This is a genomic window from Lactobacillus sp. Sy-1 (assembly GCF_019303535.1).
Classification (GTDB): domain Bacteria; phylum Bacillota; class Bacilli; order Lactobacillales; family Lactobacillaceae; genus Nicoliella.
In genome coordinates this window covers 287,451-301,481 of the sequence record NZ_JACCIU010000002.1, presented here as the reverse complement: position 1 = coordinate 301,481, position 14,031 = coordinate 287,451, and the positions used below count along the sequence as shown (strand labels likewise).

Annotated in this window: 14 protein-coding genes; 9 read left to right on the top strand and 5 right to left on the bottom strand. The window is 32.4% G+C overall.

What is annotated here, in order from left to right; translation table 11 throughout:
* Positions 1–86: 86 nt before the first annotated feature.
* Complete coding sequence (locus tag HZL42_RS08210; RefSeq protein ID WP_219283176.1) at positions 87–1,133, bottom strand: hypothetical protein; 1,047 nt, start codon at positions 1,131–1,133, stop codon at positions 87–89.
* 379 nt (positions 1,134–1,512) lie between these two features.
* On the bottom strand, positions 1,513–2,709 hold the full coding sequence (locus HZL42_RS08205) for a PLP-dependent aminotransferase family protein (RefSeq protein ID WP_219283175.1): 1,197 nt from the start codon (positions 2,707–2,709) through the stop codon (positions 1,513–1,515).
* A 220-nt stretch (positions 2,710–2,929) separates the two neighbouring features.
* Between HZL42_RS08205 and HZL42_RS08200 the strand changes: the two genes are divergently transcribed.
* The 4 genes from HZL42_RS08200 (at position 2,930) to HZL42_RS08185 (ending at position 7,079) form a co-directional block, all read left to right on the top strand.
* Entirely contained in the window at positions 2,930–4,132 is a 1,203-nt protein-coding gene (locus HZL42_RS08200; RefSeq protein WP_219283174.1) for an MFS transporter, read from the top strand.
* Positions 4,133–4,355: 223 nt separating this feature from the next.
* A complete protein-coding gene (locus tag HZL42_RS08195; RefSeq protein WP_219283173.1) occupies positions 4,356–5,471 on the top strand; it encodes a hypothetical protein in 1,116 nt (371 codons plus the stop codon).
* A complete protein-coding gene (locus HZL42_RS08190; protein WP_219283172.1) occupies positions 5,471–6,091 on the top strand; it encodes an ABC transporter ATP-binding protein in 621 nt (206 codons plus the stop codon). The genes HZL42_RS08195 and HZL42_RS08190 overlap by 1 nt, the downstream gene beginning before the upstream one ends.
* Before the next feature lie 121 nt (positions 6,092–6,212).
* Complete coding sequence (locus tag HZL42_RS08185; protein ID WP_219283171.1) at positions 6,213–7,079, top strand: hypothetical protein; 867 nt, start codon at positions 6,213–6,215, stop codon at positions 7,077–7,079.
* Positions 7,080–7,203: 124 nt separating this feature from the next.
* Here HZL42_RS08185 and HZL42_RS08180 read toward each other — a convergent pair whose 3' ends face one another.
* Positions 7,204–7,896, bottom strand: a complete 693-nt coding sequence (locus HZL42_RS08180) for a class I SAM-dependent methyltransferase (RefSeq protein WP_255552616.1) — start codon at positions 7,894–7,896, stop codon at positions 7,204–7,206.
* 498 nt (positions 7,897–8,394) lie between these two features.
* On the opposite strand from HZL42_RS08180, the gene HZL42_RS08175 reads away from it, so the two are divergent.
* From HZL42_RS08175 to HZL42_RS09095, 5 genes are all read left to right on the top strand, one after another.
* A complete protein-coding gene (locus HZL42_RS08175; RefSeq protein WP_219283170.1) occupies positions 8,395–9,276 on the top strand; it encodes an XRE family transcriptional regulator in 882 nt (293 codons plus the stop codon).
* A gap of 9 nt (positions 9,277–9,285) precedes the next feature.
* The gene (locus tag HZL42_RS08170; RefSeq protein WP_219283169.1) at positions 9,286–10,059 is read left to right on the top strand and encodes a hypothetical protein; all 774 of its coding nucleotides are present in this window, start codon (positions 9,286–9,288) and stop codon (positions 10,057–10,059) included.
* A gap of 874 nt (positions 10,060–10,933) precedes the next feature.
* On the top strand, positions 10,934–11,821 hold the full coding sequence (locus HZL42_RS08165) for an NADP-dependent oxidoreductase (RefSeq protein WP_219283168.1): 888 nt from the start codon (positions 10,934–10,936) through the stop codon (positions 11,819–11,821).
* Between the two features lie 373 nt (positions 11,822–12,194).
* Entirely contained in the window at positions 12,195–12,452 is a 258-nt protein-coding gene (locus HZL42_RS08160; protein WP_219283167.1) for a type II toxin-antitoxin system Phd/YefM family antitoxin, read from the top strand.
* Positions 12,439–12,651: a type II toxin-antitoxin system YoeB family toxin gene (locus HZL42_RS09095; RefSeq protein WP_219283313.1), complete on the top strand. Its 213-nt coding sequence runs from the start codon at positions 12,439–12,441 to the stop codon at positions 12,649–12,651. Before HZL42_RS08160 ends, HZL42_RS09095 begins: the two co-directional genes overlap by 14 nt.
* On the opposite strand, the gene HZL42_RS08150 is transcribed toward HZL42_RS09095, so the two are convergent.
* Both HZL42_RS08150 and HZL42_RS08145 read right to left on the bottom strand, forming a co-directional pair.
* Positions 12,645–13,175: a shikimate kinase gene (locus HZL42_RS08150; RefSeq protein WP_219283166.1), complete on the bottom strand. Its 531-nt coding sequence runs from the start codon at positions 13,173–13,175 to the stop codon at positions 12,645–12,647. The genes HZL42_RS09095 and HZL42_RS08150 overlap by 7 nt on opposite strands.
* Entirely contained in the window at positions 13,172–14,029 is an 858-nt protein-coding gene (locus HZL42_RS08145; RefSeq protein ID WP_219283165.1) for a prephenate dehydrogenase/arogenate dehydrogenase family protein, read from the bottom strand. Before HZL42_RS08145 ends, HZL42_RS08150 begins: the two co-directional genes overlap by 4 nt.
* Positions 14,030–14,031 lie beyond the last annotated feature (2 nt).

The window sequence follows — 14,031 nt, the reverse complement described above, 5'->3', positions numbered from 1 at the left end:
TTTAAAAATTTTTCCGGAATTTAATCATAGGAGCAATGTTCAAATCGCAATCGGAGCGATATTTAAATTACTAGGTTTGAGTTAGATTACCAGTTGTTATCGCTGTAATCATCATTGCTATAGCCATATGAATCATCATTGTAATCATCATGGCTGTAGTCATATGAATCATCATTGTGATCATCGTGGCTATGGTCATATGAATCATCATTGTAATCATCGTGGTTATGGTCATATGCATCATCATTGTGATCATCATGGTTACGGTCATATGAATCATCATTGTAATCATCGTGGTTATGGTCATAAGTATCATCGTTATAATCATCGTAGTTATGGTCATAAGTATCATCATTATAATCATCGTGGCTACGGTCGTATGAATCAACGTTGTAATCATCGTGGCTACGGTCATATGAATCATCGTTGTAATCATCATTGCTATAGCCATATGAATCATCATTGTAATCATCATGGCTACGGTCATATGAATCATCATTATAATCATCGTTGCTACGGTCATATGAATCATCATTGTAATCATCATGGCTACGATCATATAAATCATCATTGTAATCATCGTTGCTACGGTCATATAAATCATCATTGTAATCATCATGGTTACGGTCATATAAATCATCATTGTAATCATCATGGCTACGGTCATATAAATCATCATTGTAATCATCATGGCTACGGTCATACAAATCATCATGGTTATGGTTTTGTTGATCATTATCATCATTATCATCAGGGTCATGTTGATTAAGTTTTAGATTATTATTGTTATGATTATTATCATGATCGAATAATTTATTGATAGCGTACCCACCGATTCCACCAATTAATATCCATTTTAATAAATTAGATTGATGTGATTCTGGATTAGAATGCATGGCGTTTGGTTGATAATGATATATTTGACGGGGGTGTGCTTTTTGATAAGTTGAGACTGAATTAACTTGAGGGTGATCATTTGTTTTGTTTTCAATAAGTTCTTGGTTTGATGACTCATTGATTTTAGGGGGTGTTGATTGTTGATTTTGTCTTTGATCTTGTTTTTGCCGTTTTTGTAAGAATTTAAAAGCGATAAAACTATTGATTAAAATGATGATTAACATTATTAATGACATGGTTATTTTTCCTACTTTCTATTAATTAAATATAATTAAATATTAATAAGTGAGCCTATGTCAAGGATCTGGGCAAAAAATTTTAACTAAATTGTATCTGTGTTATCTCGTGATAGCTAATTCGTTCGTGATTGATTCCTTCAATATATTTGATAATTGATAATTTTGCATGCGCTTAGGAGCATACTATCTTTTTTGGAATATAACAAAGGCTACAGTATTTGTCGCAACGACTATCTTTTAGTCTTTGAAGAAATTTTTTATTATTTATAACTGCTTCAACTAATTCATCGTTCATAAATTGACTTGATCGTTATGTAAAAAAATAACCATCCAAATCAATGAATGGTTAAAACATAGCTATGTTGTAATTAATAAATTATTTCGATGTTGTTTTCATAAATTCATTTAATGCATCACAAAGCCGATCGATTGCAATTTTGATTGTCTTTGAATCTGCATTTGAAAAGTTCAAACGAAAAGTTCCCTGAGTAACCTTACCTGGATAGAATGGTGCACCAGGAACAAAGGCAACGTGATGTTTAATACATTCTTTGAATAAATCAACGGTGTTAACCGATTCAGGAGCCTTGACCCATAAGAACATCCCACCTTCAGGATTACTATGAGTAACACCCTTGGGTGCCTTTTCATCCAATTCCTTCATCATTGTTTCGGCACGTTTCTTATAAAGAGCACAAATTTGATCCACGTGTTTTTGAATGTCATTTTCAGCTAAATATCTGGAAACAACATATTGAGATAAATTATCAGAATGCAAATCAGTTGATTGCTTCATTGGAACTAAGCGTTTTATAAAAGCAGGGTCAGCAACAATCCACCCTAATCTTAAGCCAGGAACTAAGAATTTTGAAAAACTACTTTGATAAATAACATTTCCAGTATGATCAAAATGCTTAACTGGATATTGGTCTTTGCCAGAATATCTTACTTTTCCATACGGATCATCTTCTAAAATCACAATGTTACGTTCAGCCAGCATTTTTTCCATTTCTTCTCTTCTAGCATTTGGCATCGTGCGCCCCGTTGGGTTTTGGAAGTTAGGAATTGTATATAATAATTTAGCATCGGGATGTTCATCCAATGCTTTTTTTAATGCATCCATTCGCATCCCATGTTCATCCATGTCTACCCCGACCAATTTAGCACCATAACTCCTCAAAACATCTAAGGTACATAAATATGTTGGCTTTTCAACTAAAACAGTATCGCCAGGATTAACCAATAATTTACCAACTAAATCGATTGATTGTTCAGTTCCAGTCGTAATAACAACATCATCAGCACTACATTCAATGCCGCGTTTTCTAGTCATCTCAGCTACTTGTTCCCTTAATTTTTCATAACCAGCAGCCATACCGTATTGTAATGCGGTCTTTCCGTCGTTATCGAAAACTTCATCGGCTGCCTTTTTCAGCTCCTTAACAGGAAATAAGTCGGGGGAAGGAAGGCCGCCGGCTAATGAGATAACCTTTGGATCAACAGCTGCTTTTAAGATACTGCCTACTGCATCGTCATCATTTTGTGGAACACGCTTTGAAAAATTAAATTTCATGATAAAGCCTCTTAAATTATGTATGAATTAAATAAATGATAAGATTGTGATTATAAAAATCAATATTTTGTTAAAATTTATTTAATTAATATATTGATTTTAAACTAATCTCTAGTACTATTGATTATATACATAGAATGAGTGTTATTATTGAAAATTTATTATCCGGTGATTTTCTATACTATGTGGATGAAGATGCAAGAATAGGGGATGGTGTTCTATGAAAATAGCTAAAAGTTATAAAAAAATAATTGGTCTGTTGATGTGTTCACAAGCGTTTTACTTATCCGCAATGAGTGTGGATATGACCATTACAGCTTTAGTTGGAATCGAATTGGCACCTAATAAAATTTATGCAACGGTGCCAATGGCATTGATTTCAATTTTAAGTGTGATCGTGGCGCCATGGATTCCAAAAATAGCATCTAAAATTGGTATCAAAACGTTATTCGTTGTCGGTGGATTGATTGCTGCCTTGGGTGGAACGTCATCTTGGTACAGTGTTACCGCCCACTCGTTTCTATTTCTCTGTATCGGAACCTCCTGTGTTGGAATTTATCAGGCCATTGCTAACTACTATCGTTATGTTGCATCCGATGTTTCACACGGAAATGAAGTTCGCAGCATTTCTTTAATTTTATCTGCTGGGGTAGTTGCAGCCATTGTAGGGCCAGTGCTTGCTACCTGGACAAGTCAAGCTATGCTCCCAATTTATTCAGGTGCTTATCTACTAGTCGGCTTTTTAGGGCTGTGTGCGATGCTGATCAATAGCTGTTTGCCGAGTCGAGAAGTAAATCAGACGCTAACCGATTCGTCAACAGCATCAAAGGATGAGCGCGGTGTTCAGAAGACAGTTAGCTTTTTAGCATTGTTAAAACGGGCTTCATTTAGAAACGGCAGTTTGATCTGTCTGTGTAGCTGTTTTTCAATGGCTTTGATTATGTCTGGAGCTCCCATTTTTATGCAGAATGTTCTGCAAAGTTCTCCGGAACAACGAATGATGGGGATGCAATTACATATGATTGGAATGTATTTACCAGTTATCATGCTGTTATTCATGGCTAAATATATTTCAACCAAGGTTCAAATTTTAGTTGCATTTGGAATTGGAATGATTGCTGCACTCATCAGTACTTTTGATATTACCCATGTGACAGTAATGCTGACTTTGCTTTTGATTGGAGTTTTCTGGAGTCTTAGTTATGCTTCTGGAAGTGCTCTGTTAACTAAATCGTATTCATCTGAAGAACGTCAATCTGCACGTGGAAAGGGTGAATTATTCCCAGTTCTTGGATTAGCATTAGGAAGCCTTTTAGCGGGTCCGTTTAACCAGTGGGTTACTTGGTCAGCTCAGATGGATTTCGTATTAATTTTTATTCTGTTAGTATTAGGATTAATTTTATTTGATTGGAAGAGAATATAAAAAAGTTATGTGCACTGAGAGGCTGTGACATAAGTCCCAACAAGTAAAAACAGGCAATGATAGGGAAAAATTTCTTATCATTGCCTGTTTTTATGCTCCTATGTCAATAAATTGGACTAATAATTTTTTCACTACACTATATAAGTCATTGACATATGACCACTAAATTGATGTATCATTTATTATAAACTTACATTTTAGAACATCATTAAGGAGGAACTCGATGTCATCCTACCTAATCTTCACATTTAAGAAAATTTTCAATAATAAAATGAATGTTTTCTTGTTTTTATTAATTCCATTTTTCAGTATCTTACTATTATTTGTTAACTTGAATGCTCAAAAGAGTGATAACATGTATTATTATGCCCAAGAAGCAATCAAGTTCAATAAAGACACTATTCATCAATCAAATGAGGGAAAGTTACAGCAAAGCACTGGTAATAATGCTAAAAAAATGCTAACGATGAATTCTAACATTCAATCCTCAATTGACCAAGGTAACTGGTATGCTGCCTATAACGCTCAAAAAAAATATAATAATTATTTAACGAATGGACCAGATGATATGCCGAGTAGTTTTAAGCAAATAGAAAAAAGAAACAATCTACTAATGAATTACTTAACTAGACATAGGATAACCGATCCTGAATCTGAAAATTATCCGACTCATAATTTAACTTTTACAAACTGGATTAACAATGTATTAATGCCAATTTCAATATCGATTTTGATGATTTTTGTTCTTGGCCGTTTATTTACTAGTAAATTTTATGGATCAATTAATAAAAGCAAATTGATCCCAATAAATTCTAATAAAGAGTCGATATTAGAGATTATCATAGGTGGAATTGGATTTTCACTATACTACCTAATCGTAAATCTTTTTAACTTTATTATCAGTTCGGTTATTGTTGGAGCAACCAGATTAGACTATCCATTTTTTACAAATGTTAACGGAATAATGAAGTACGTCCCAACAATTAGTATTTTTGGAAAAGCACTTTTTTTGCAAGTGTTAATAATATTCTTTATGACTAGTTTTATTTATCTAATTTCTTTAATTTGTAAAAAAACGCTAAGTACTATTATAACAAGCATTGCTTTAATTATTATATTAAGTGCTAGCACTCATATCTTTAACTTCTTAAAGGCAATTGCTGAATTTTTACCAACTACTTACATTGACAATATTGGAATTATTTCAGGTAACTCACTCCATTTGAGCAATAGGATTGGCTTAACGGATGGGGTAATTGTATTACTAATATCAATTTTAGTTATAATTGGGTTCATTTTTACAGTTAATAAAAGTACTGAGTTAAAGGAGCATAAATAATGACAATTAAAGTTAATGATTTAAGTGTTTCATTTTCAGGCCAGTCTGTTATTAATAATTTTACCTATACTTTTAATGATAAAGGGTTGTATCTATTCATAGCACCGAATGGTTCTGGAAAAACAACCATTTTTAGATCGATGCTAGGACTTATCAATTCTAAGAATAGTGGAGTTTTAGTTGATAATAAAAATGTTATAAATTCACGCGGAAAAACATTTTATTATGAAAGTTCAAATTGGTTTGATGTTAACTTATCTGGATTAGACTACTTAAAATTTGTAAAATCTCAGTGGCAATCTCAAATAGCAATTGATGAAATTATCAATTTATGGGAAATGCAGGGATACGTAAACAAATCAATCAAAAAGTATTCACTTGGAATGAAACAGAAACTATTAATCTCACTTTATTTAGTTAGTGATGCTAAGTATATGATTATGGATGAGATTACTAATGGACTTGATGAAGACAGTAGAAAAAAACTAATGCAAATTTTAAGCGATTTATCTAAAACTAAGTGCATAATTACATCTTCCCACTATAAAGACGAGATTATTGAGTATGCTGATTATGTATTAACGATTAAGAAGCATAAGGTTGTGAGCAAAGATGATTAACTATGGCGTATTTCTACTAAAACGACTTCTCAAAAGTAAAATCAACGTTTTTTTGATGCTAACAATACCTATTTTGCTAGTTATTAATTTTTTTACTGGCCTAAATGTTGGGAACGATTCAATGCAGAATAATTTAAATCAAGTTGGATATCAACAAAATGTGCAAACTAGTTATGAAAAACTTATTAACCAAAATGTCCAGCTCATTAAGAAAAATCAATCGAGCACTCTTTCAGATAAATTAGTTAATGATAACTATTTATTATCTTACCTGAAACACTATCGATTAAAATACGAATCAACCGATAAACCTACTACTTCAGTCACTCTATTTCAAAGGATTGGCGATGATTATATGATGGGAATAATATTACTATCAATAATTTTTATTCTAGTAAATGTATACGCTACTAGTTATGTTGATCGCTTGGACCTTGTCAATTTATTACCACTTAATAAAATTAAAACCAGCATAGTAAGCATTGGATTTGGGTTATTAGTCTATCTATCAGTAATTATATTACCAATAATAACATCATTAATTCTGGGATTATTTGGTAACGGATTTGGGAACTTAAATTATCCAATTTCATCAAATTTAATAGATGTAGAACGAGGCGATTATGTTAACATCGGTCAAATTTTAACTCCATTAGTTATTATTCAGTTCCTATTTATTATCTTTATGGTAATGTTTATATACTTGATTGTCATTTTAGCCAAAGATAAGATAAATTCTTTGTTTATCCTTATTATTGCAACATTTGGTCCTATAATTAGCATATACTTTTTTAAACCATTTAGTCAAAAATCACAATTCATACCATTTTCCTTCTTTAACGGACTTAATATTGTTACAAACAGATTAGGGGCAGGAATTTCAAATCTTAACTTAACTTATCAAAATGGTATATTAATCTTATTAATCTCTATTTTGATAATCATAATTATCTTATTTGGATTAGATTTATTGAGAAGAAATATGTAATGTAATTACAAAAAGAGGGCAGTTCTTAGAGTTGAACTACTCTCTTTTTGTAATTACATTATTTTTAAGTCAGTTTTAAGTACACTAATATTAAATCTAATTAACCAATGTAATTGTTTTAATTTTATTTATAAGCCTTAATTACATACGATCCCATCCAAGGACCTGTCCACCAGCCATTAAAACCGACCCTTTTAGCAAAATCAATTTTTAAGTTGTTCTTTTTTAATACACTAACGTATTCGTTCATTAAAATACCAAGATCCATGATGATTAAAGTGCCATTGGGTTTAAGAACTCGACAAGCTTCATCTAATGCACGCTCTCTTTCGGATTTTGGTTTAATATTATGAAATAGTAAGCTAGCCGTTACTAAATTATATTGATTATCTTCAAATGGTAATTTAACAACGTCTGCTGTTAATAGTTTGGTATGGCACCTGACTTTACTATTGATAATATTCTTTTGAGTTGCCATTTTACTATTATTTGATTGATCTCTATTTTTCCAAAGGTCAACACCATCGATTGAACCATCATTACCCAAATGTTCAGCAATTTTAATTAGAACGGCTCCATGCCCGCATCCTAAGTCCAATGCTTTATCATTTGGCTCAATATTTAGATTACCTATCAATCTATTCCATATTATAAATTTTCCTCTTAATGAAGTGTGGATAAAAATAATCCCAGCGATAATCATTAATAACCCAAAGATTATTCCCAATGATTTGAAGTTTAAAGCAGTAATCATAATTCCAAAAATAATGTACAATATCGGCACTAGCGGTGCATCAAGTCCGTATTTTAAATTCATAAGTATACTCCTAAGTATTTAATATGATGATTAAATTATATCATCAATTTAGCTTTTGTACTAAGTACACTCATTTGGTATTTTTTCACTTAATAATACTTTAAATAGATAAAAAATCCACTAAATCATCTGCTTAGATGTAAAGGACATGGACTAAATTTATAAATTATTAACCTAGATATTAAAAATGTTTTTATTATATCTAAGCTTATTAGTTTAATATTGATTTGATTAAAACAGGTTCTAGGATAAAATATAAAATCGTTCATATTATCATATGAGAAGCACAAATATAATTGGGTTAAAAATAGAGTGATTATCCAAATATTTTTAGAATTGGCATATGCTTTTATCCTTCTAAAACGTTTATATATCAACGATGCAACCATAGGGTGCAGGCTATGTTAGTATATAGAGCGTCATTTTGATTGAATTATATTTACAATTATTAAACCAATACTGATAATTAAATTAAATAAAATTACTGGAGGCGTACTTATGAAGAATGTTTTTAGCCATCAACTAATTACACTGAGAAGGCAAAAGAAACTATCGCAAAGTTCATTGGCAAATAAACTATATGTGTCAAGACAATCGATTTCAAAATGGGAAAATGGTGATTCTGATCCCAGTATTGAAAATCTAATTAATTTATCAGAAACGTTCAATGTTGATTTAGACTATTTAGTATTTGGTACGAATAATGCTGATAATTTAGTTATTAAACTAAATCAGATTAGAAAATCATTCGATCAACCGGTCTTAAAAGGGATTGACTTAGAAATATATAGTCGCGACCGAATTGCATTATTGGGAAGCAATGGTGCCGGTAAATCAACATTATTTAAAATCATCATTGGTTTAATGAAAGCAGACAGTGGTAGGGTTGAAAATCATATCAATAATTTAAATTCATTAAATGTTATGCCTCAGGATAATGTTTTGATTGATGGTTTCAAATTAATCGAGCAGATCAAATTAACTGCAGCCATTAATAAAATTACATCGAAGACTTTTATTCAAGATATGATTAAGAAATTTAATTTGGTGAATTATGTAAACACCAATGTTAGTGATTTGTCTGGTGGTCAAAAAAGACGTCTGTCCTTATTGTTAAGCTTACTTAGACCATCTAAATTATTATTACTGGATGAACCAACTGTTGGGATGGATTTAGAAACAATTGATTTCTTTTGGAACTATTTAGACCATGTTAGTGGAAGCATCGTTACCATAACCCATGATTTTAACCAAATTGATAAATTCTTTTCACGTGTTGTTCTATTAAAAAATGGTAGAATTGATCAAAATGTATCAGTTGATACTATCCACAGCCATAACCAAACGATTGAGCAGTGGTATCGTCACTTTAATGATTAGGAGAAAGACATGATTAAATTATTGCAGATTAAAACAGTCCTCAGAAATAAAAGGTTTATCTTTTTCACAATTTTAATTCCCAATTGTTGGTTGATTGCTCTTAGCATGATGCTCTTCGATACTGGAACCCATAATTATTTTGGTTCCGAAGTTAGCTATAAATATATTATATTTGCTACTTGTTGTTTAATAGGAATTTCTGGCAATTCATTGGTTACCTTTAGCAAAAGAATTAATAGCTCTAGAGAATACTATTTACTCCAATTTAAAATTACACATTATACAGTTTGGAATTGGTTAGCTGATTCTTTATTAACCCAGCTAATTTTAAACCTTATGATTAGTATCATACTCTTTATTGTGGGTATATTTCTCCATGTTACGACACTCAATTGGACAATATTAATTCTGATATTATTGAGTAATGCGGTCGGAATTTATCTAAGCTTGATTGGTTTTGCTCTAGGGATTTTAGTTAGAAATAAAACACTAGATGCCATTGGCTTTCCACTTATGATTTTGATGGCTTTTTTGATAATTCCATTTAATCATTTTACAACTGGATCATTTGTCGATTTGATAACTTTAGCTCAAAAATTATTTCCAGGTTATTATACCTATAATATTATTTCAAACTTATCAGATGCTACTGCTATAAATAGTGCTGATATGATAGCATTCTTTGTAAGTATGATGGTTACATCATTTCCATTTATAATTATTTTAGCCTTGAAACTGTCTAATAATCGAAAAATGATTAAAACGAGGGATTTAGATGATTAATCTTAAATTAATTCATGACAAAATTAAACTAGATTACCAAAATGGTAAATATGAATATAAATGTGTGTTGCTTAAGGAGATGTATGTATGAAATTACATGACTTTGTCAAAAAATGTATGAATTTACATGACTTTGTCAAAAAAATTATGAAAACGGAAACTATGATTTTGCAAAGAAAAATTATGAGAATTATAATTCTTCTGGCGGAATCCCCCAATGGGTGAACTACAACAAGTTTCGCCGTCAAAGTAAAGATTTCCAATTAGGATATAATCAAGCATTAAATGATTATAAAATTCGTAACAAATTTAAGCACTACCCTGTAAAACTAATTTATTTAATTAATATGCTATTCAATAACAGAGCAATAGAAATTTATGATTTTGTAAAAGGATACTCGCTAGCAAAAAATACATTAAGAAGAAAAAAAGCTCACTTATAATGTTTAAATAATTTCGATTCCAATTATTTAATAAACGATTATAACCAAGTACAACACACCTTATAAAAGAAGAAATTCATCACAACTAATCATAAAAAAGCCCACAGAGAAGAGGACACTAATGTTTAATTCTGTGGGCTTTAAATGCATCCAAAGGATGGATCTTACGCTAATCATAATAGGGATACAAAAAATATTTCTGACTATGAAAGGGGAAAGATGCAGGCCATAAATGATTTTAAAACTGTAAAACGTTTCAGAAAATGTACTAAAATGATTTTTGAAATAATTAAAATTATATCTCATGGTAAAACTTTTGAGATTGTTAGCTTTATTCGTGGGTATAACGATTAAAAAGTTAAAAAACATTTATGATCAGAAAAACTAAAGTTGATGATGAGCACAGAATTCACTTTTTTAAATTCCAATTAATGGGATATGATTACCCACTAGCTAAGACAACTAAAAATTTAAAATTATTATTTAATGATCCTAACCATGATATTTTAATTATGGATTGGAAGTTGATGATGGGTTACATGAAAAAGATGATGCCGTTACAATTCCCAGTTACGCCAGGAATTGATGTAACTGGGGTGGTTAAATCAGTTGGTTCAGCTATTACTAAGTTCAAACCTGGTGATCGAGTGGTTTCATTCGTTAATACGTACAAGGGAACGCTTCAAGAAGAAACGGTGACGGAAGAAGGGTTAACCGCTGCTCTTCCCGATACGGCATCATTTGAAGATGGCGCCACGATTCCAGTAGCAGGGTTAATTGCTTACCAAGCATTATTTGATAAACTTGACCTTCAATCTGGCGAACGGTTACTAATCCAAGGTGGCGCCGGAGCAGTTGGAATGTTTGCAATTCAATTTGCCAAAAATGCTGGTGCTAATGTAACTGTAAATGCTAGTCCTAGCCACAATGAATTTCTGAAGAACTTGGGCGTCAATGAAGTGATTGATTATCACGATGCAAATGCATTTAAGGGCGTCGATAAATTCAATAAGATTCTAGATTTGATTGGTGGAAAGACGTTGGGTTCCAGCTACTCATTGGTTAATGCTGGTGGTGCAATTGTTTCTACCAGTGGGGTTCCTGACCCAGACACTTGTAAGAATCTATCAATTAGCGGTTCCTTCATTCAAACTGAAGTTAAGCCTGATCAATTAGGAGCAATCGCAGAACAAATTGCTGATAATAAAGTTAAGGTAGTAATTTCAAAGCAATATGCTTTTAACTTGGATAATGTTAAAAAGGCGTTTGCAGAAAGCGAATCCGGACATGCAACGGGTAAAATCGTAGTTACGTTTTAACTAGCAATTGATTCATAAGATAACTAATTCGTAAAACTATCAAAAGAGAGAAATGAACTATTTAACAGCTCATTTCTCTCTTTTTTTGATGTTTCTGTTACCAATTATAAATATAATGTTAAACTTCATATTGATACAGATATTCCTTACATAAGTGATTAGTTCAAGAAATTATTAAATAGATTAAATATAGAGAATTATTATCCATTGAAAGGTCATTCCTACATTAATACCTATATCGAAGAGGTAATCGTTAATATTGATTGGTACGTAAGATGTTACAATAATGATAAAATTGGTTTATATAAAACTATTACAAGCTATTTTTTATAAAATATAGGATACATAATATAAAGAAAAAGTGGTGATAATAATGGAAGCAACAACATACTCAAACTTTAGAAAGCAATTGAAAATGTACATGGATAAGGCTACTGAAAATTTTGAGCCGATTATAGTGACAAGAAAGGGAAGTAAAAACGCAGTCTTAATTTCTGAAACTAAATATAATAACATGCTAGAAAATCAATATGTTCTTGGAAATCCTGATAATTTAAAGTGGTTGGAAAAGGGAAAGAAACAGGTCGAAAGTGGCCAATTTATGAGAAGAGAATTATCTGATAAGGATTAAATGCTTTACTGACAGTGGCTATGAAGATTATTTATGGATTCAAAAAAATAGTAAGCCGGACTTAAAACAGCGAAATAAACTAATCAATAATATTGCTAGAATCCCATTTGCTGGGATTGGAAACCCTGAGTCGCTTCATGTACATGTTGAACGCTACTTTAACTTAAATAAAATAATAAAAAGAATAAAATATCAATAAGCTCGTTCCTTATTCGTTCCCTGATTTAATTTTTCAATAATCTCTGCCACAATTTTATCTGGCGTTTTATCATTAACGTCAATTGTAATGTCAGCTAATTGTTCATACCGATTCTGTCTTGAATGCTTTAGATCCAATAGGCCTTCCTCACCTAATTGTTGGAAAAGGGGGCGCGACTGGATGCCATCACTTACCAACCGTTTGATAACGGTATCATCAGAAGCATTTAAAAATACAGTTGGAGTAGGGTGGTCTAGCAATAACGCAAAGTTAGCATCTTGAACCGGAGTCCCACCACCAGTTGACACAATTCCATCCATTTCCAATGCATCAATTAGCGTTTGGTGTTCAAATTCACGAAACTTCGCTTCACCAAATTGATCAAAGTATTCTGGAATTTTAAGCCCCGAACGATTTTCAATTAATAAATCTAAGTCGTGGTGTTCAATCGCTAGTTGTTCACTAAGCACTTCCGCAATCGTACTTTTGCCACTGCCCATGAACCCAATTAAAATGACTTTCATTTTGCATCCTCCATTTCCTGCCGATCATGCTTGGCAGATTCAATTTGCAGTTTTACCGTTTGTTTATCGTTATTAAGAATTGCTGCCTTCATTTGTTGAAGTTGAACCTCAAATTGTTCGATTTGCTCTACCACATCTTCACTACTGCTGCTTAGAATCGAAGTCCATACGTTGGGATCACTCATTGCAACCCGGGTCGTATCCAGTAGTCCACCGGCGGGCACACTGGGGTCCACCCCCAGTTCAGTTAGCTCCGGTCCCACGGTGTTAATCAAACTAAACGCCACCACGTGGGGCAGGTAACTGATTGCGCTCACAATTCGGTCGTGTTGCTCCGAACTAACCGCCTGAAAGTTGAAATTCCCAGCTGATAGTAGCTCCTTAAGCAACTTAACTTGGTCATCACTAGCGTTTAAATTCGCTAGAAAGTAAGTGTGGTTAGCAAGCAGTTTATCACTCCCGTTTTCACTGCCAGTTAGGTGTGAACCAGCCATTGGATGGCCACCAATGAAATGCCCACCATCCTTTACGAATTGGTTAGCTGCTGAGAGAATCTTCTGCTTACTACTTCCCACGTCAGTTACAAATGTGTTCGGTTTTAAATCTAAACTGCCAAGCTGCTTTAAGCTTTCGACAATGATATTGACTGGGGTCGCAAGGATGATTACATCTGCTTGTTTACTAGCCTGATTAAAGGGGACTTGGCGATCAATAATTTGATGTTCTAATAGGTATTCAGCATTCTTTGGATTAGCATCGTTGCCAATGATGGTTACATCAGGGTGGCCTACTTTGATTAACCGGGCGATGGAGCTGCCGATTAATCCTAACCCGTTAATAAACACAGACGGCATTC